Annotated in this window: 14 protein-coding genes; 3 read left to right on the forward strand and 11 right to left on the reverse strand. The window is 70.9% G+C overall.

Annotation, left to right across the window (positions count from 1 at the left end; genetic code table 11):
* Positions 1–187: 187 nt before the first annotated feature.
* The 9 genes from HOV91_RS03180 to ftsY all read right to left on the reverse strand — a co-directional run bounded on the left by HOV91_RS03180 (position 188) and on the right by ftsY (position 11445).
* Entirely contained in the window at positions 188–925 is a 738-nt protein-coding gene (locus tag HOV91_RS03180) for a class I SAM-dependent methyltransferase (protein WP_217439361.1), read from the reverse strand.
* 49 nt (positions 926–974) lie between these two features.
* Positions 975–1958 carry an LLM class F420-dependent oxidoreductase gene (locus HOV91_RS03185; RefSeq protein ID WP_174183912.1) on the reverse strand — a complete coding sequence of 328 codons (984 nt, stop codon included), beginning with the start codon at positions 1956–1958 and terminating at the stop codon, positions 975–977.
* A 54-nt stretch (positions 1959–2012) separates the two neighbouring features.
* Positions 2013–3107 carry an amidohydrolase family protein gene (locus HOV91_RS03190; protein WP_174183913.1) on the reverse strand — a complete coding sequence of 365 codons (1095 nt, stop codon included), beginning with the start codon at positions 3105–3107 and terminating at the stop codon, positions 2013–2015.
* An 89-nt stretch (positions 3108–3196) separates the two neighbouring features.
* Complete coding sequence (gene ffh, locus HOV91_RS03195; RefSeq protein WP_174183914.1) at positions 3197–4756, reverse strand: signal recognition particle protein; 1560 nt, start codon at positions 4754–4756, stop codon at positions 3197–3199.
* A gap of 104 nt (positions 4757–4860) precedes the next feature.
* The gene (locus HOV91_RS03200) at positions 4861–5175 is read right to left on the reverse strand and encodes a hypothetical protein (protein ID WP_312884447.1); all 315 of its coding nucleotides are present in this window, start codon (positions 5173–5175) and stop codon (positions 4861–4863) included.
* 121 nt (positions 5176–5296) lie between these two features.
* Positions 5297–7789, reverse strand: coding sequence for a [protein-PII] uridylyltransferase (locus tag HOV91_RS03205; protein WP_174183915.1), 2493 nt, complete (start codon positions 7787–7789; stop codon positions 5297–5299).
* A 66-nt stretch (positions 7790–7855) separates the two neighbouring features.
* Positions 7856–8194 (reverse strand): P-II family nitrogen regulator, encoded by a 339-nt coding sequence (locus HOV91_RS03210; RefSeq protein ID WP_040868325.1) that lies wholly within the window; start codon positions 8192–8194, stop codon positions 7856–7858.
* Positions 8195–8199: 5 nt separating this feature from the next.
* A complete protein-coding gene (locus HOV91_RS03215) occupies positions 8200–9579 on the reverse strand; it encodes an ammonium transporter (protein WP_312884448.1) in 1380 nt (459 codons plus the stop codon).
* A 348-nt stretch (positions 9580–9927) separates the two neighbouring features.
* A complete protein-coding gene (gene ftsY / locus HOV91_RS03220) occupies positions 9928–11445 on the reverse strand; it encodes a signal recognition particle-docking protein FtsY (protein ID WP_217439367.1) in 1518 nt (505 codons plus the stop codon).
* Positions 11446–11638: 193 nt separating this feature from the next.
* Between ftsY and HOV91_RS03225 the strand changes: the two genes are divergently transcribed.
* The gene (locus tag HOV91_RS03225; RefSeq protein ID WP_019048221.1) at positions 11639–12028 is read left to right on the forward strand and encodes a DUF2237 family protein; all 390 of its coding nucleotides are present in this window, start codon (positions 11639–11641) and stop codon (positions 12026–12028) included.
* A 131-nt stretch (positions 12029–12159) separates the two neighbouring features.
* On the opposite strand, the gene HOV91_RS03230 is transcribed toward HOV91_RS03225, so the two are convergent.
* Positions 12160–12933 (reverse strand): TetR/AcrR family transcriptional regulator, encoded by a 774-nt coding sequence (locus tag HOV91_RS03230; protein WP_174183917.1) that lies wholly within the window; start codon positions 12931–12933, stop codon positions 12160–12162.
* Between the two features lie 105 nt (positions 12934–13038).
* Here HOV91_RS03230 and HOV91_RS03235 point away from each other — a divergent pair, with 105 nt between their 5' ends.
* Positions 13039–13956 (forward strand): NmrA family NAD(P)-binding protein, encoded by a 918-nt coding sequence (locus tag HOV91_RS03235; protein WP_174183918.1) that lies wholly within the window; start codon positions 13039–13041, stop codon positions 13954–13956.
* 126 nt (positions 13957–14082) lie between these two features.
* On the opposite strand, the gene smc is transcribed toward HOV91_RS03235, so the two are convergent.
* Entirely contained in the window at positions 14083–17703 is a 3621-nt protein-coding gene (gene smc / locus HOV91_RS03240; RefSeq protein ID WP_174183919.1) for a chromosome segregation protein SMC, read from the reverse strand.
* Positions 17704–18116: 413 nt separating this feature from the next.
* Here smc and HOV91_RS03245 point away from each other — a divergent pair, with 413 nt between their 5' ends.
* Positions 18117–19748 carry a hypothetical protein gene (locus HOV91_RS03245; RefSeq protein WP_174183920.1) on the forward strand — a complete coding sequence of 544 codons (1632 nt, stop codon included), beginning with the start codon at positions 18117–18119 and terminating at the stop codon, positions 19746–19748.
* Positions 19749–19773 lie beyond the last annotated feature (25 nt).

Below are 19773 nucleotides of genomic sequence, written 5' to 3' on the forward strand. Positions count from 1 at the left end.
TGATCTGCCTTTCGTTGGTTGGTCACGACGCAATTCGGCGACCCGCATGGTCTGCGAGCCCGGTTTTGCGCTTTCGAGTGTGTGACCGCCGCGCGGTACGGAACCGGAGACGGGCTGACACTTGTCCGGAAGGACGGTGGTCCATCATGCCAGACGCGATGATCACGCCGGAAATCGCGTCCGTCCCCTACCCCGGTGCGCTGGCGGTGAGCGCGCGGGTGGGCACCCACGGGCCACCCCACCACATCCGCCAGCCCACGGAGCGCAGGGTGAGGGCGGTCGCGCCGTTCGCGGCCAGGACGGCGCGATATCGACGGGTCTTGCCGATATCGACGATGACCAGTTTGCCGCCCGGACGCAGCACGCGGTATGCCTCCCGGACCGCCGCCGCCCGGCCCTCGGCGGTTCTGATGGTGTGAATCGCCAAACTGGAGACGACCACGTCGAACGCGCCGTCCGGGAACGGCATGCGGGTCATGTCGCCGGTGCGCAGTTCGATCCGGTCGGCGACGTTCTCGGCGAGCGCGTTCTGCTCGGCCGTGGCCGGAGTGTTGCCGCAGTGGTCGGCCGAGCACCACAGGTCCAGGCCCACCGCGCGCCCGGCGGGCAACCGGCGCGCGGCGGCCAGCAGCACCGCGCCGCGCCCGCATCCCATGTCGAGTAGTCGTTCGTCGCCGCGCAGTCCGAGGTCGTCGAGCAGGCCCGCCCAGACCCGGAACTTCCCCCGGCGAGTGGCATGCAGGAACAGCCCGAACTGTGCGGCCAGCACGACCCCGATCAGCAGGAGCAGCAGGCTCGGACGCAACTGCTGGAACAGCGCCACCACCAGAGCGGCGGCGAGATACCCGACCGCGAGAACTCCGAGCAACAGCAACACCGACGGCGCGTCGAAACCGTACGACGCTCGCCACGGAGGAGCCATCATCGGCCGATTGTAACCAGCGCCAACGGCATTCGCGCCCGGTTCGCGCTCGTCAGCCCACCAGTGGAGCAAAGGTGCGCCCGGCGAGCTCGACCGCGCCCGGCTCGTGCCCGTTGAACACCATGTTGATGACGAGCCCGTCGACGCCCCGGTCGAGAACGCGGGTCCGCAGCTGTTCGGCAACATCGTCCGGCGTGCCGACGAACTGGCGGTCGGCCGGGCTCTGCGCGCGCTCGGACTCCGACAGCGCCGACAGGTCGATCCCCATGCGGCCGAGGTAGTCCCGCTGCTGCTTGCGCACCAGGTCACCGTCCTCGTCCATCATCACGAAGCACAGGTAGCTGGTCTCCAAGGTCTGCGGATTGCGGCCGGCCTCGGCGCAGCGTTCGCGCAGCGCATCGATCTTGCGCGGCAGTTCGGAGGCGTTGCAGATGATGTTGAGATGGTCGGCGAAGCGGGCGGCAAGGCCGAAGGTCTTCTTCTCGCCGCTGCCGCCGAGCAGGATCGGCAGGTCGTCGCGCAGGCGCGGCTCGTTCATGGCGTTCTCCACCCGGTACCGCTTGCCCTCGAAGGTGGGGCGCCGGCCGCGCAGCATCGGCCGCACGATCTGCAACGCCTCCTCGAGGCGCTCGAACCGGTCGGTGAAGGTGCCGAACTCGAAGCCGTAGGACTGGTGCTCGAGCTCGAACCAGCCCGCGCCGATCCCCAGCACCGCACGGCCGCCGCTGACCACGTCGAGCGTCGTGACGGTCTTGGCGAGCAGGGCCGGGTTGCGGTAGGTGTTGCCGGTCACCAAGGCGGACAACTGGATTCGGTCCGTGGACGCAGCCAGGCCGGAGAGCGCGGTGTACGCCTCGAGCATCGGCTCGTCGGGCGTGCCGATGCCGGGCAGCTGATAGAAGTGGTCCATGACGAAGGCCGTGTCGAAACCGGCGGCTTCGGCTTCTCTGGCCTGCGCGACCACGGTGGGGAACAGCTCGCGCACCGACTTGCCGTAGCTGAAATTGGGCATTTGATATCCGAGGCGGATTGTCACGGAATCCGACCTTACGCCGCGATCGCAAACGCGCGGGTGAGCCGCGATGACGAGTTACCTATGGCCGGTGACCGGGCCGCGCTCGCCGTACACGCGCCCGCGCAGGACCACGGCGTACGGCGTGCCGAGCGCTTCCGGGTGGGTGCGCGGATCCTGCTGGTAGACAACGAAATCCGCGGGCGCGCCGGCTTCGATGCCGGGCCGCCCGAGCCAGTCGCGCGCGTTCCACGAGGCCGCGCCGAGCGCGTCGTGCCGGGACAGGCCCGCGGCGCCGAGGGCGGCGATCTCGTCGGCGATGCGCCCGTGGCGGATGGAACCGCCCGCGTCGGTGCCCGCGAAGATCGGCACGCCCGCCTCGTGCGCGGCGGCGACCGTGCCGCGCACCCGCCGGTGCAGATCACGCATGTGCGCGGCGTAGACCGGGAATTTGCCCGCACTGTCGGCGATGCCGGGGAAGGTGTCGATATTGACCAGGGTGGGGACCAAGGCGGTGCCGTGCTCGACCATCATCTCGATGGTCTCGTCGGTGAGGCCGGTGCCGTGCTCCAGACAGTCGATCCCGGCGTCGATCAGGCCGGGTAGCGCGTCCTCGCCGAAGACGTGCGCGGTGACCCTTGCGCCGTTGGCGTGCGCGGCGGCGATGGCCTCCTTCAGGATCGCGTCGCTCCACAGCGGGCGCAGGTCGCCCACGGAGCGGTCGATCCAGTCGCCGACGATCTTGACCCAGCCGTCGCCGCGGCGGGCCTGCTCGGCCACGATGTCCGGCAGGTCGCGTTCGTCGTCGAGCTCGATGCCCAGCTCTCGGATGTAGCGCTTCGGCCGGGCGATGTGCCTGCCCGCGCGGATGATGCGCGGAAGTTCGTCGTGCTCGTCGATGAAGCGGGTGTCGATCGGCGAGCCCGCGTCGCGCAGCAGCAGCGCCCCGGCGTCGCGCTCGGTCTCGGCTTGGGCGATGGCACCCGCCCGGTCCTCGTGACCGCCCCCGTACCGGATACCGACGTGGCAGTGCGCGTCCACCAGTCCCGGCACGATCCAGCCCGCGTCACAGAGCGTTTCGACTCCCGGCACGGGCTCGAAGGACACCAGGCCATCCCGTACCCAGAGATCGCGCGTCTCGCCTTCGGGGAGAATCACACCTCGCAGATGCACGGCAACCTCCTGGACGTCCTCGGTTGCCTCCAACCTACTTGGCACGCCCCCGGGTGGTCATCCGCACGTGCGACAGCGACGGGCTCCTTCTATTTCTTCGGGAACTTCAGTTTCGACAGGTCGAAACCGTCCAGACCGGGGGGCAGCTGGTCGAGACCGGCGGGCATATTCGAGATGTCGGGCATCCCGGCGGGCATGCCGGGCATGCCGCCCATGCCCGGGAAGCCGCCGCGCACCTTCGGCGGCGTCGGACCGCGACCCTTCTTGCCCTTCTTGCCCTTCTTGGCATTGCCGCGGCGGGAGCCGGGCAGGCCCATCTGGCGGCCCATCATCGCCATCATCTTCTTGGCCTCGAAGAACCGGTCGACGAGCTGGTTGACCTCGGAGACCTGGACGCCGGAACCGTTGGCGATGCGCAGGCGGCGGGACGCGTTGATGATCTTGGGGTTCTCCCGCTCGGCCGGGGTCATGCCGCGGATGATCGCCTGCACGCGGTCGAGTTGCTTGTCGTCGACCTGGGCGAGCACGTCCTTCATCTGGCCCGCGCCCGGCAGCATGCCGAGCAGGTTGCCGATCGGGCCCATCTTGCGAATGGCGAGCATCTGGTCGAGGAAGTCCTCGAGGGTGAGTTCGCCGCTGCCGATCTTGCGGGCGGCCTCCTCGGCCTGCTTGGCGTCGTAGACCTGCTCGGCCTGCTCGATCAGGGTGAGCACGTCACCCATGCCGAGAATGCGGCTGGCCATGCGGTCGGGGTGGAAGACGTCGAAGTCCTCGAGCTTCTCACCGGTCGAGGCGTACAGGATCGGGACGCCGGTGACCTCGCGGACACTCAGCGCCGCGCCACCGCGCGCGTCGCCGTCGAGCTTGGTGAGCACCACGCCGGTGAAACCGACGCCGTCGCGGAACGCCTCGGCGGTGTTCACCGCGTCCTGGCCGATCATCGCGTCGAGCACGAAGAGGGTCTCGTCCGGCTGCACGGCGTCGCGGATGCCCGCGGCCTGCCGCATGAGCTCCTCGTCGATGCCGAGCCGGCCCGCGGTGTCGACGATGACGACGTCGTACTGCTTCTGCCGTGCTTCCTCGACACCGCCGCGCGCCACGTTCACCGGATCGGCGGCCGAGATGCCCAGCGGGTTCTCGCCGCCACCGACGGAGGTGCCGGGGTGCGGCGCGTGGACGGGCACGCCCGCGCGCTCACCGACCACTTGCAGCTGGGTGACCGCGCCGGGGCGCTGCAGGTCGCAGGCCACCAGCAGCGGCTGATGGCCCTGCGCCTTGAGGTGTTTCGCCAGCTTGCCCGCGAGCGTGGTCTTACCGGAACCCTGCAGACCGGCCAGCATGACCACGGTCGGCGGGTTCTTGGCCAGGTTCAGCCGCCTGGTCTCGCCGCCGAGGATGCCGACGAGTTCCTCGTTGACGATCTTCACGACCTGCTGGGCCGGGTTCAGCGCCGCGGAGACCTCCGCGCCCTTGGCGCGCTCCTTGATCCGCCCGATGAAACCGCGGACCACGGGCAGCGCGACGTCGGCCTCGAGCAGGGCGAGGCGGATCTCCCGACAGGTGGCGTCGATGTCGGCCGGTGACAGACGCCCCTTGCCGCGCAGATCCTTGAGGGCACCGGTAAGCCGGTCGGACAGGGATTCGAACACCGATCGCGCTCCTGATCTCGGGGGACGTCACATTCTCTCCCAGGGTAATGGGATCACCCGCGGGTTCGCGCAGGCGGTGCGTCCTTCGGGCGCAGCAGCGCCGGTCAGTCGAGCACGCGACGGCGCGGTTTGACCGTTTTGCGGTAGTCGTGGTTCTCCGCGGCCACCATGAACACCGCTTCGTTGGCGGTCAGGCCAAGCACGAGGGCCAGGTCGTCGAGGGCGGCCCACTCCGCGGTGCTCGGGATGGGCGAGGTGGCGACCGTGGACGCGATCCGCATCGCGGTCACCGCCTGCTGTCCGGTCAAGGTGCGACCCGGAAGCCAGGAGACCACCCACCGGTCGCCGCCGACGCAGCGCGCCATGTGCGTGGTCTCGTCACTCGTCATCGTGGATGCCGAAACGACTTCGATTGCCACCGACCTGCTCCCCTCGTGCTCGCGATAGCCGGACGATCTAGATCGTAGGGGCAGGCCGCTGGGGCGGCGTTCAGATGCAGCAAATATCTCGCAACAGATTGGTCACCGGAGAAATGCGCAGCTAGTCGCTGTTTTTCGCATCTTCCGCACCCTCCTCGGGCGGATTCGGCGCAGTTCTGGGAACCACCGCGAGGAGCGCTTTCTCGATCGCCTCCCTGCGCGCGGGACCGTCCTCGGACCCCAGCTCGAGGCAGAAACTGTCGACCACCGCGGACCCCATCGTGACCACTTTCGCCCAGCGGACGTCGGCTCCGCAGCCGGCCAGTTCGGCGGCCAAGCGGCTGAGCATCCCGATCCGGTCCTCGGCGCGCAACTCCAGGATCACCTGTCCGGGCACCGAGGTGTCCGTCCAGATCACCCGCGGCACGGCCCGCGCGTACCGGCTCCGGCCGACGGGGCTCGCCTCGCGTTCGCGTTTGGCCAGCGCCGCCGACACGTTCAGATCGCCTGCCGTGGCGCGGATCAGTTCCTGCCGCAACAGCCCGGGATCCGGCGGGTCGCCGAACTTCGGCGCGACGACGAAAGTGTCCACGGCGGCGGCGCCTTCGACGCCGAGCGCCGCCGACAGCACCCGCAGCGAATGCAGCGCGAGCACCCCGGCGGCGTCGGAGAGCAGCCCTGGGCTGTCCGGCGCGATGACGGTCACCGTGTACGTGTGCTTGCTCTCACCGGGCTGCAAGTCGACGTGCACCCCGCCTGACCTGGCCTTCTCGACCAGTTCCTCCGCGATCGGCTGCGGTGTCGGCAGCTGGTCACCCGCCATCACCATCCGGCAGCGCCGGACCAGCTCCCCGATCAGCGAGGCCTTCCAATCACCCCACACGCCGGGACCGGTGGCCAGTGAATCCGCCTCGGCCAGGGTGTGCAGCAGTTCCAGCAGCTGCGGATCGCCGTCGAGCGCGTCGACCACGTAACGCACCGTCTCCTGATCGGACAGGTCGCGGCGGGTGGCGGTCTCCGGAAGCAGCAGGTGATGGCGGACGATCGCGCTGAGGGTCCGCACGTCCGATGGCCACAACCCGAGGCGGCGGCCGATGTGGGTGGCGAGCTCGGCGCCGACGACACTGTGGTCGCCCGCGCGGCCCTTGCCGATGTCGTGCAGCAGCGCACCGAGGGCGAGCAGGTCGGGGCGGGCCACCCGGGTGCTGAGCGCGGAGGCGTAGGCGACGGTCTCCATGAGATGGCGATCGACGGTCCAGGTGTGCAGGGCGTCGCGCGGCGGCAGGTCGCGCACGGCGCCCCATTCCGGCAGCAGCCTGCCCCACAGGCCCGTCCGGTCCAGCGCCTCGATGGCGTCGATGGTGCCGCGGCCCGCGCCCAGCAGGATCAGCAAGTCGTTGAGGGCGTCCTTGGGCCACGGCTCGCGTAGCTCCGGCGCGTCCTCGGAGAGCCGGTTCAGCGTGGTGGCCGACATCGGCAGGCCGGTCTGCGCCGAAGCCGCCGCCACGCGCAGGATGAGCCCGGGATCACGCTGGGGACGGGCGTCCCTGGCCAGCACGACTTCACCGGCATGCTCGACCACGCCTTCGTCCAGCGGCCTGCGCACCGGCATGCGGCGCAGGCGGGCCAGTCCCCGCCGGGGCAGCGCGTTGGCCGCGGTGCGCAGGCCGACGTCCACGGAGTAACTGACCGTGCGGGCCGAATCGCTCAAGGTGCGGGCCAGATCGAAGCGGTCGCCGATGCGCAGCGCGGCGCCGATCTCGTCGGCGTCCTGCGCGCGCAGCTGGTCGCGGGACCGGCCCGCGACGCGATGCAGTTCGGTGCGCACGTCCAGCAGGCGTCGGTGCGCCTGCTTCAATCCGCCGCCCGGCACGTCCGGCCCGAGCCCGGGCATGGCGTCGGTCAGCTGGGCGATGGCCAGCGCGTCCAGCAGCTGGATGTCGCGCAGGCCGCCGCGCCCGTTCTTCAGATCCGGCTCCGCGCGGTGCGCGATCTCGCCGTTGCGCTCCCACCTGGCCTGGGCCTGGGCGATCAGATCGTCGAAGCGGGAGCGGATGCCGGTGCGCCACTCCCGGCGCACCCCGCCGATCAGCAGATTGCTCAATTCCTGGTCGCCGACGATGTGCCTGGCCTCGAGCATGCCGAGCACGGCGATGAGATCGTCGGCGGCCACCCGCAGCGCCTGCGGCACGGTCCGCACGCTGTGGTCGAGTTTGATGTGCGCGTCCCACAGCGGATACCAGAGCTGATCGGCGACCTCGGCCACCCGGGCCGGGTCGACGTCGTCGTGCAGCAGCACCAGGTCCAGATCGGAGAACGGCAGCATCTCGCCGCGGCCGAGACCCCCGACGGCCACCACGGCCAAGCCGCTGTCGGGGGCGATGCCGAGCTCGGCGCCCTTGCTCGTCAGCCAGAGTTCGTAGAGGTCGACCAGGGCCTGGCGCAGCGACCGGGCGTCCAGCCGAGGATTGCGCGGCAGGCCGCCGTCGAGCAGCTGGGTGCGCGCCCGGACCAGGTCGGCAGCCCCGTTGGACACCTTTCCCTTGCCTTCTCCGGCGCCCTTCGGGTCACCGTCGTGCTCGTACTGACTAGCCACAACCCACCGCCCATTCATGCGCGCGGCCCCGCCCCGACCGGTTGCTCCGGTGGGAGCGGGGCCGCCGCTCGACTCGATTTCCCGCTACAGCGCGTCGGTGCCGCGTTCGCCGGTCCGCACCCGGATGATCGACTCCACCGGGGTGACCCAGACCTTGCCGTCGCCGATCTTGCCGGTGCGGGAGGCCTCAACGATCACCTCCACCACCTTGTCCACCGACGCGTCGTCCACGACGACCTCGACGCGGACCTTCGGCACGAAATCGACCGAGTACTCGGCACCGCGGTACACCTCGGTGTGCCCCTTCTGCCGGCCGTACCCCTGGACTTCGCTGACGGTCATGCCCAACACACCCGCCTGCTCGAGCCCGGACTTGACGTCCTCGAGCGTGAACGGTTTGACGATTGCGGTGATCAGTTTCATGTTCGTCATGCCTCCTTGACGGCCGAACGTGCCGTGCTACCCAGAGCGGCGAAGTCGTAGGCGGTTTCCGCGTGCTCGGACTCGTCCAAGCCCACCGACTCTGCTTCCTCGCTCACGCGCAGCCCAATGGTGAACTTCACGATATAGGCAATGATCAGCGTCGCGATGAAGGAGAAGGCAAGTACCACACCGGCACCCACCGCTTGACGCCAGAGTTGATCGAATCCGCCGCCGTAGAACAGACCGGTCTTGGCCGCGCCCGCCTCGGGCGCGGCGACGAAACCGACCAGCAGCGTGCCGACGATGCCACCGACCAGGTGCACGCCGACCACGTCGAGTGAATCGTCGAAACCGAACTTGAACTTCAGGCCGACCGCCAGCGCGCACAGCGCGCCCGCGACCGCGCCGACGACCAGCGCGCCGAGCACGTTCACCGAGGAACACGCCGGGGTGATGGCCACCAGACCGGCGACGATGCCCGACGCCGCGCCCAGCGAGGTGGGCTTGCCGTCGCGGATCTTCTCCACCAGCAGCCAGGCCAGCACGGCGGCGCAGGTCGCGATGGCGGTGATGATGAAGGTCGAACCGGCGAGACCACCGGAGGTCACCGCGGAACCGGCGTTGAAGCCGAACCAGCCGAACCACAGCAGACCGGCGCCGAGCATGACGAACGGCAGGTTGTGCGGGCGGAACGGCGTGCCCGGCCAGCCCTTGCGCTTGCCGAGCACCAGCACCAGGGCCAGACCGGCGGCGCCTGCGTTGATGTGCACCGCCGTACCACCGGCGAAGTCGACGGCGAGCAGTTTGTTGGCGATCCAGCCGCCCTCGTGCACGATGTTGCCGTCGGCGTCCTTGACGTCGAAGTCGAACACCCAGTGCGCGACCGGGAAGTAGACCACCGTGGCCCAGATGCCCGCGAACAGCAGCCACGCGCCGAACTTCATGCGGTCGGCGACCGCGCCCGAGATGAGGGCGACCGTGAGGATGGCGAACATCAGCTGGAAGGCGACGAAGACGGTCGCCGGAATCGTGCCGGCGAGCGGGATGTTCACCGCTTCGGTGGTGATCGCGCCCGCCGCGTCCTTGGCCTCGGCGACGGAGTTGCCACCGATCAAGCCCTTCAGGCCGAAGAACTGCGTCGGGTCACCGATCACGCCGAAGATGTTGTCGCCGAAAGCCATCGAGTATCCGTACAGCGACCACAGCACGCCGACCACGCCCATGGCGCTGACGCTCATCATGATCATGTTGAGCACGTTCTTCGAGCGGACCATGCCACCGTAGAAGAAAGCCAGGCCCGGGGTCATCAGCAACACCAGCGCCGAACTCACCAGCATCCAGGCGGTGTCACCGGTATCCGGTGCACCGGTAAGTGGAAAAGCCACCTTAATGTCCTCCTCATCTCGGGCCCAGCCGATTCCGGCAAATGGACCTGAACAGAAGGGTCCTCACTCGGTGTTTCATCCGTAGAGCTGTCGTGTTTCACCTACGTGAACGGATGGCGCAGCTGTGTTGCCACCACGTTTCGTCACGTGCACCGCGCGTTTTCCGCCGCTGTGAGCACGACATTCGGGAAACCGGGCATCCGGTACCGCGAAGGAGGCGGCGGCAAACATCTGGGGTGTGATCCGCCTCGCACCGCGGGCAGGCCCGCGATCACCGGCCGCGCGCCCGCCCGTGCCGGAACAGCACGGACGGCAATCACTTTCGGCAGCGCCGCCGAGCCGAACGGGTCAGCCCAGCAGTGCGTCCACGAACGCGGCCGGCTCGAACGGGGCCAGATCGTCGGCGCCCTCCCCGAGCCCGACCAGCTTCACCGGCACGCCCAGTTCGTGCTGCACCTGGAAGACGATGCCACCCTTGGCGGTCCCGTCCAGCTTGGTCAGCACCACGCCGGTGATGTCGACCACTTCGGCGAACACGCGGGCCTGGGTCAGCCCGTTCTGGCCGACCGTCGCGTCCAGCACCAGCAGGACCTCGTCGACGGCCGCCTTCTTCTCCACGACGCGCTTGACCTTGCCCAGCTCGTCCATCAGACCGGTCTTGGTGTGCAGGCGACCGGCCGTGTCGATGAGCACCGCGTCCACGCCGCGCTCCACGCCCGCGGCCACCGCGTCGAACGCGACCGCGGCCGGGTCGGCGCCCTCGCGGCCGCGGACGGTGTCGGCGCCGACCCGCTCGCCCCAGGTCTGCAACTGGTCGGCGGCCGCGGCGCGGAAGGTGTCGGCGGCCCCGAGCAGCACGCGGCGGCCATCGGCGACGAGCACGCGGGCCAGCTTGCCGGTGGTGGTGGTCTTTCCGGTGCCGTTCACGCCGACCACCAGCAGGATCGCCGGGTGATCCGGGTGCGGCAGCGCGCGCACCGAGCGGTCCAGTTCGGGGCGCAACTGCTCGATCAGCACGTCGCGCAGTACGGCGCGGGCCTGGTCGGTGGTGCGCACGCTGCGCGCGGCCATCTCGGCGCGCAACCGGGCGACGACGGCCGTGGTGCTCGCGGTGCCGAGGTCGGCGAGGACGAGGGTGTCCTCCACCTCTTCCCACGAGTCGTCGTCCAGGTCGCCGCCGCCGAGCAGGCCGAGCAGGCTCTTGCCGACCGCGTTCTGCGAGCGGGACAGCCGTCCGCGCAGGCGGACCAGGCGGCCCTCGGTGGGTTCGATCTCCTCCAGCGCGGCGGGAGCCTCGACCCCCGCGGGCGTGTCGGGAGCGATGACGTCGGTAGCGCCCGTCTCGGCGGTGTCCGGCTCGGCGGTCACGTCCGCCGCTCCGGTCTCGTCGGCCGTGACCGGCGCGGTGTCGGCGACCCGGCTCTCCGGGGATGCCGCCGCGTCGGAGGCGGGGGGCGCGGTCTCGGCCGTCGCGGAGTCCGTCTCCGATTCGGCGGGCGCGGCGGGCTGGGCGGCGCCCGCGGCGGGAGGCGCCTCGGCGACGTCGGCCTCCGGCAACGGAACGTTGGTGATGCCGCGCTTGGGCGCGTCGCGCGGGATCGCCGCGTCGTCGCCGACGTGCGGCTGTCCTTCGGTATCGGTGCGCTCGACCGGTTGCGGTTCGGTCGCCGTGCCGCCCCGGCTGAAGTTGAATCCGCCGGAGGCAGTATAGCCGCCGGACCGGTCGGTCACCTCCTTGTCCTGCGTGGGCGGAGTCAGCGACACGCGGCCGCGCTTGTACCGGACGAAACCGGCGACGAGCACGACCAGCAGCAGTGCGGCGACCGCGGCGATCAGGATCCAGACTTCGGGACTCACGCGAACCATCCTTGCAGACCGACCGTCACGGGATGGGCCCCGAGCCGCCTCTCGCGCGCGCGTCGCGCCGCCGCGCCGACCGCGAGAGCTCGGCGAACACCGCGCGTGCGGCGCCATCGACAGGCCCGGGCGGGTACCGACACAGCCCTCCAGATTTCTTGTCCTGCGGAACTTCTCGCGAAGGGACAATAGGATCGGCGACGTGACCGATCGAAACGTGCTTGGGGGGCCGCTGGAAGAGTGCGGCACCGATCCTCTCACCGGCTTCTACCGGGACGGCTGCTGCAGTACCGGGCCGGAGGATCTGGGCAGCCACACCGTGTGCACCGTCGTCACGGCAGAGTTCCTGGAGCATCAAGCGTCCATCGGCAACGATCTGAGCACGCCGCGACCGGAGAACAACTTCCCTGGCCTGCAGCCGGGCGATCGCTGGTGCGTGGTGGCGGTGCGCTGGCTGCACGCGCACGAGGACGGTGTCGCCGCGCCCGTCGTGCTGGCGGCCACGCACGAGAACGCCCTGGAAGTGATCTCGATGGACATCCTGCGCAAGTACGCCGTCGACGTGCCCGACGACGTCAGCGACCTGCTCTGAGCGACCCGTAGACCCCTCTTCGAACCTGCGGCGCGCGCCGTTCGAACCAGCGGCCCGCACGCACCACCCGGGGTGACCGTCCTCGCACCGTGGCGCAACAGAGAACCGGATGGCACAAATGCGCCACCTAGCTAGGAGGTCGCCGCCACCCGTCGCCGATGCGCTTTCTGTCGGCATGCGGCCGAGCAGTACCTGGCTCGGCGGCCTGTTCCCGAGCGGCGCACCGCCGCGTGACAGACCGGGCAGCGCTCGGCGCCGGTTTCGTTACGATCTGCCGATTCGTTACGGTTTCCGGCTTCGCGCTCCTGTTTCGTCACTCCCCGCTCCCCAGGCCGCGCACGCAGCGCGTCCAGCACGATCGCCGCGGTGCGGTCCACACTCCCCCGCGACTTCCGGAGCTGTTGAATCGCAACGCATCCGGTGAAGATCGCCAGCACGTCGTCGAGCTCGATGTCGGCGCGGACCGCACCCTCGCGCTGGGCCGCGACCAGCAGGGCTTCCAGCGCCCGGTGGAAACGAGCGCCCGCGCTCAGCAGCAGCGCACGCGGCCAGCCGTCGTCGGACTGCACCATGTCGCACAGCGCTTTGTTACCCGGCGTCGTGACGATCACCGCGGTGCAGAAGTCGAAGAACGCGGCGCCGGGGTCCGGCGCGCCGAGATGGTCGGCGGCGAGTTTCGCCAACCGGTCGACGCGCTGCTGCATGACGGCTTCCAGCAGATCGGCTTTCGTCGGGAAGTGCCGGTAGACGGTGCCCGCGCCGACGCCCGCCCGGCGCGCGACCTCGGCGAGCGAGACCGAGGCGCCCTGCTCGGCGAAGGCGCGCTGCGCGGCCGCCAGCACGAGGGCGCGATTGCGCCGGGCATCGGCGCGCGACAGCCCGTCCGGGGCGATCGATGGGGTCATTTCGTTACGGCCTTCCGACAAGCGACCTGGTCAACCGGGTCTAGCCACCCGTATCGTCCGATCCGGGTCGTCCGACCCGATTCTATCGAGCAGAGAAGGCGGAGCATGTCCCCTCAGCACAACCTCATCCTGGTCACCGGAGCCACCGGCAAGCAGGGCGGCGTGACCGCCCGCAGGCTGTTGGCGGACGGCACGGCGGTGCGCGTGCTGGTCCGCGACGCGCAGGCGCCCGCCGCGCAGGAATTGGCCGCGGCGGGCGCGGAACTCGCCGTCGGCGACTTCGACTCCCCGCAGAGCTTGCCCGCGGCGCTGGCCGGCGTCACCGGGCTGTTCCTGGTCCCGCCCGCCGCGTACGGCCCGCGAGGCTGGGATGTCGACCTGGAAGCCGCGCGCGGGCAAGCGGTCGTCGACGCGGCGCGCGAGGCCGGTGTCCGGCAGCTCGTGTTCACCGGCATCGCGTCGATGGGCGACGACGCCTCCTGGGGCACGACGGGCAAGAAGCGCATCGAAGACGCCGTCATCGCCAGCGGCGCCCGCTACACCCTGCTGCGCCCGGTGCGCTTCATGGAGAACTACCTGCTGCGCACGTCACCGGTCGACGGCATCATCGACGGCGTCCACCGGCATCTCTTCCCGGCCGAAGGGCCGATGAAAGTCATCGCCCTCGCGGATATCGGCGATATCGCCGCTCTCGTCTTCGCCGATCCGGAACGATTCCACGGCCGCGTCCTCGAGCTCGCGGGCGACGCGCTCACCCCGCCGGCGGCCGCCGCGGCGATCAGCGCGGCCACCGGCCACCCGGTCCGCTACCACGAGGTCAGCGAAGCCGACGCGGACGCGCTCGGCTCGGAGATCGGCAACACCTGGCGCCTGCTGCGCCACACCGGCGGCTGGCGGGCGGACGTCGAGGAGATCCGCGAAATCCATCCCGGTCTGCGGACCTTCGACACCTGGCTCGCCGAAACCGGTGCGGCACAGATCAAAGCGCTGCTGGACAGCGAAAAGGCAACCGCCGATCAGTAATCCGCGGGAGGGTGGCTCCGTTCCGCGGATCGAACGCGCGCCTTACGGGACGGGCCACCGCCCACAGTGGTGACGCTTGCCGTGCTATTTCGCGGCGTCACCCTGCCCGCACGCCGCGAGTGACGCTCAGCCCGCCGCGCCCACCGGGGCCAGGTTCTCCCCGCGCAGCCGCTGGGAGATCACCTGGGTGATGCCGTCGCCGCGCATACTGACGCCGTAGAGCGCGTCGGCGATCTCCATCGTCGGCTTCTGGTGGGTGATGACGATCAGCTGGCTCTTCTCCCGCAGCTGTTCGAACAGGCCGATCAGGCGGCGCAGGTTGGTGTCGTCCAATGCCGCCTCGACCTCGTCCATCACGTAGAACGGGGACGGGCGGGCGCGGAAGATGGCCACCAGCAACGCGACCGCGGTCAGCGACTTCTCCCCGCCCGACAGCAGCGACAGCCGCTTGACCTTCTTGCCCGGCGGACGGGCCTCCACCTCGATGCCGGTGGTGAGCATGTCCGAGGGGTCGGTGAGCAGCAACCTGCCCTCGCCGCCGGGGAACAGTTTCGCGAACACCTCGACGAACTCGCGCTCGACGTCGGCGTAGGCCTCGGTGAACACCTGCAGGATGCGAGCGTCGACTTCGGCGACCACTTCCAAGAGGTCCTTGCGCGCGCTCTTGACGTCCTCGAGCTGGGTGGCGAGGAAGTTGTAGCGTTCCTCCAGCGCCGCGAACTCCTCCAGCGCGAGGGGATTCACCTTGCCCAGGGTGGCGAGATCCTTCTCCGCGCGCTTGGCGCGCCGCTCCTGGGTCTGCCGGTCGTAGGGCATCGGGGCGGGTTCGCTGACCTGTTCGCCGCGCTCCTTGGCCTGCTCGTACTCCTGCATCTCCAGCGCCGAGGGCGGCAGCGGCACGTCCGGACCGTACTCGGCGATCAGATCGTCCAGCGCGATGCCGAACTGCTCGGCGATGTTCGTCTCCAGCTGTTCGATGCGCAGCGCCGCCTGCGCCTTGGCGACCTCGTCCCGGTGCACCGCGTCGGTGAGCTGGGACAGCTGCGCGGTGAGCGCGCGCACCCGCTCCTTCACCTGGTCGACCTGTGCCGCGCACTCCGAGCGCCTGCGCACCAGCTCGTCCCGGCGGGCGCCCGCTTCCGCGACGACCCGCTCCAGCTCGGCGGCGATCTTCGCACCGGATTCGGCGACCGCGGCGGCCACCTCCGCCGCCTTCTTGCGCGCGGCCTGGGCGCGCTCGGCCCGAGCCCGGGTCTCCCGCTCGGCGCGCGCGGCGCGGCGCAGCGAGTCGGCCTTTCCGCGCACCGATTCCGCTCGTTCCTCGGCCGTGCGTACGGCGAGCCGGGCCTCGACCTCCATCGCCCGCGCCTCGGCCAGCGCGGCCGCCGCCTCCTCCCGCGCGCGGCCCGCGGACTCGGTGCCCGCCGCGCCCGTGCCGTCGGCGTCGACCTCGGACTGCTCGAGCTCCGCGTGTCGCAGGCGATCCTCCAGTTCGGCGAGCGAGGCCAGCGCCTCTTCCCGGCTCGCCTCGGCGTCGTCGCGCTGGCCGAGCAGCCGTTCGCTGTCCGCGTGCGCGGTGCGGGCGGTCTGGCCGAGCCTGCCCAGCCGCTCGTAGATCGCCACCAGCGCCTGATCGGATTCGTGCAGGGCGAGCAGCGCCTGGTCGACGGCGCCCTTGCGGTCGGCCTGCTCTTCCAGCGCGCCGGACAGCGCGGCCTCGAGTTCTTCGGCGCGCCGCTGGGCCGCGACCAGCTCCGCCGCGGCGGCATCGATGTCGGCCTGGATCTCCAGCTGACTGGGCGCGCGATCCGAACCGCCCAGCAACCAGCCGTTTCCGGCCAGGTCGCCGTCGCGGGTGACCACGCGCAGGTCGGGCCGCGCCGCGACCAGCGCGCGGGCGGCGGGCAGATCGTCGGCCACGGCGATGCCCGCGGTCAGCGCCGTGATCGCGCCGCGCACCGTCTCGGGGCACTCCACCACCTCGACCAGCCAGCGCGCGCCCCCGGGCAACGCGCCCGGCTGCGGCCGCTCGGTGCCCGCGGTGCCGAACACCACGGCGGCACGTCCGCCGTCGGCGTCCTTGAGCGCCTGGATCGCGGCGTGCGCGGACTCGCCGGTGTCGGCGGCGACGGCATCGGCCAGCGGGCCGAGCGCTGCCGCGACCGCGGCCTCGTAGCCGCCGTGCACGCGCAGCAGCCCCGACAGCGGACCGAGCAACCCCTGTTCGCGGTGCTCGACCAACCAGGCCACACCGTCGCGGCGGGCCAGGTTCATCCCGAGCGCCTCGATCCGCGCGCTCAGCGACGCGACCCGCTTGCTCGCGTCGCGGTCCTGCTCGCGCAGTTCGGTGACGCGCTGATCGGCCAGTTCGAGAGCCTGCACCGCGTGTTCGTGCTGGGCGTCCAGCCCCGCCTCGCCCGCGTCGAGTTCTTCGAGTTCGCCCTGCACCGTGTCGAATTCGGCCTGTGCGGCCTCGCCGCGGTGCCGGGCGTCGGCGATGGCGACGGACAGGCGCGCGATCTCCGCGTCCACCGATTGCGCCCTGGCCCGCAGGGTGTCCACCTTGCCCGACAGCCGCGCCACTCCTTCCCGCCGATCCGCGATCGCCCGCACCGCGGCCAGGTGCGCCTGCTCGGCGGCCTTGGCGGCGTGCTCGCGTTCGGCCAGCTGGTCCCTGGCCGCTTCCAGCGTCTCGGTGGCCATCTCGACCGCCTCGCGCAGCTCGGCCTCCTCGGCCTCCACCCGGTCGGCCTCGGCCTCCAACTGCTCGGGGTCGCGGCCGGTGCCGACCGGGGCGGCGGCGTCCAGGTGCCGCGCCCGGTCACCCGCGATGCGGATCGTCGCGTTGACCCGCTCGGCCAGCGCGGAGAGCTGGAACCAGATCTGCGCGGCGGCCTCGGCGCTCGGGGTGAGCCGGGACAGCTGGAATTCCTGCTGTGCCAGCGCCGCGTTGGCGGCGTCCAGCTCGGAGTGCACGGTGATCTGCTGCTCCCGCGCGTACGCCTCCTTGCTCTGCTGACCGGCCAGCTCCTCGCGGCGGGTGACCAGGTCGTCGGCGGCCAGGCGCAGCCGGGCGTCGCGCAGGTCGGCCTGCACGGTCTGCGCCCTGCGGGCCACTTCGGCCTGCCTGCCCAGCGGCTTGAGCTGGCGGCGCAGTTCGGTGGTGAGGTCGGTCAGGCGGGCCAGGTTGGCCTGCATGGCTTCCAGCTTGCGGACCGCCTTCTCCTTGCGCTTGCGGTGCTTGAGCACACCGGCGGCCTCTTCGACGAACGCGCGGCGGTCCTCCGGGCGCGACTCCAGGATGGCCGACAGCTGCCCCTGCCCCACGATGACGTGCATCTCGCGGCCGATGCCGGAGTCGCTGAGCAGTTCCTGCACGTCCATCAGGCGGCAGGAGTTGCCGTTGATCTCGTATTCGCCCGCGCCGTCGCGGAACATGCGCCGGGTGATGGACACCTCGGCGTAGTCGATCGGCAGCGCGCCGTCGGAGTTGTCGATGGTCAGCGTGACCTCGGCGCGGCCGAGCGGGGCGCGGCCCGCCGTGCCCGCGAAGATCACGTCCTGCATCTTGCCGCCGCGCAGCGCCTTCGCACCCTGCTCGCCCATCACCCAGGTGAGCGCGTCGACGACGTTCGATTTGCCCGATCCGTTCGGACCGACCACGCACGTGATGCCGGGCTCCAACCGCAGCGTCGTCGCGGACGCGAAGGACTTGAAGCCCTTCAGCGTCAGACTCTTCAGGTGCAAGTTCGACGACCTTTCCGTGTTCTGCCCGTTCTGCGTGGTCGAGGCAGCGCATCCGGCGACCAGTCATGGTATCCGTCGCGTGCGGGGACCTGCCCGGGCCCGGCTGCGCACGCCGCCGAGTAGCGGTTCGGCGATATCCGTAGGTTATCGACTCGTCCCCGGCTCGCGCGCATTTCCCTGTGCCCGGGGTTTGCCCGCACCGCCGATCTCGCCGCGCTCCCCGCCCGGTCGGCGCATCGCGGCGAGCAGCGCGGGTCGTCCCGCGGTGCCGCGGGCAAGCGCGCCTGCCCGGCCGCCCGCGCCTGCCGCGTTCGCCGCCGATCGGGGCGGTCTCGAACTGGCACTGACGCCGCGACCTCCGTGCACATACGATCCCTCTGATTCGCCAGCGGAACGTTCGGGAGCGCACCACGATGTCTGCCCCCTCACCAGGGACAAGCACGCGGTTCCGCCTTGCCCGCATCACGGGGCTCGTCCTCGGCAGCCTGGTGTTCCTGCACGCCTGTGAGCGCAGCAAGAGCGCTCTACTCGGCGATGTCGGGATGGAAGTGGCCGTCGCGGCCGCTCTCGGTGCGGCGGCGCTGGCCGCGGGGTGGTTCGAGATCAAGCTGCGGGCGCAGGAGGAGGACGCCGACCCGTCGTGGGACGATTCCGACCGGGACGAAACCCCCAGTCCTGGGAATTCTTCCGGTCGATCCGGGCGGTATGCCGCCGCGGACGACCCCGAACGCGCGCGAGCAGGGCGCACCCGTCCTGCGGAGCGACCGGCGCCCATGGCGCGCCGCGCGGAGGACGACCGGCCCGAATCCGCGGAATCCGGCGGTTCGGCCGATCTCGTCGCCGGGATTGCGCGGACTTTGCGGATCACCCGCCCCGGCGCAGCGGGTGCACGGCCGCAGCTCCCCGCGTTGAGCGCGATGACGAAATGGATGCGCCGCGTCGACCCCGACAAGGACACCGATCCCGACGAGGTCGACGACGATGAGATCGAGCAGATCACCCGCACCGAGACGGGCGAACTCGTCGTCGAGTCCAGCCGTCGCACGGTGCGCGCCAAGATCGCCCGTTCCGGGGATCTCGACGTGCACGGCCGCGCGCAGGGCGGTCCGCAGCCACGGTCGGAATGGAAGTGGACGTTCCCCCCGGAGACGTTCCCGGCCATCCGCGTCGCACTCGGCGACGGGCCCGGCGACCTTCTCGATCTGCTCGAGGACACGATTCCGTGGCTGGACGCCGCTGCGCGCCACGACCCGGGGGCCTGGCTGCGTGCCCACGACATCCCCGCCACCTACCGGGAGAAGGGCGTCAGCGCCACACAAGTCACCCGGGAACTGCCCGTGCTGCGGCCGGGGCGTCCGCCGCAGCCGCCCCGGTCCCGCCGGAAGCCGACTCGCGACGCATCCGGCGCGGGGACGCTGGACGACCATGGCCGCCGGGAGCGACCTCCGGCTGCCGCACAGTCCCCGGAGCCCCTGTCCGCGCGCCGCGAGAGCCGCTCCACTGCGCACGCGGCGGCCGACCCACGGCCCTCGTCGCGGCGCACCGATGCCGATCGACGGGCGCGCGGCGGCAAGTCCCGAGGCGACGGACGACCGGACCGTTCGTCCGACGACCACGGTTCGCTGACGCCGTCGCGCCGCCGGCTCGACGAGCCCGCTCGCAGGTTCCCGCGCACCGAAACGCACGATGCACACCCGCCCGCGGGACCGACACCGGACCGTCCCCAACTGCCGAGACGCCGGCACCAGGACCGCGCCGACGACCAGAACCACGGCGCAGGACGACCGGATGGATACGACGACGACCGCTGGTCACGCGCGAGCCGGCAGGGCGGGCGCGGACGCGACCCCGAGGCGGCTTCGGACTTCGAGCCCCGGACCGGCCGCCGAGAGCGGTCCGAGCCTGCCTATCGCGACCGACCGGCACCGCTCGACCGAGCCGCGGAGCAGCCCTACGACCAACCCGCACCCGGCCGCCGCCATCGCGGCGACGAGCGGCAACAGCGCGGTACGCCACACGATCACACCTTCCGGCGCGGGTGGTAGGACCCGAAAAAGCGCTGCCGCCCGG

It is taken from the genome of Nocardia barduliensis (assembly GCF_013315795.1).
GTDB classification, from domain to species: Bacteria; Actinomycetota; Actinomycetes; order Mycobacteriales; family Mycobacteriaceae; genus Nocardia; species Nocardia barduliensis.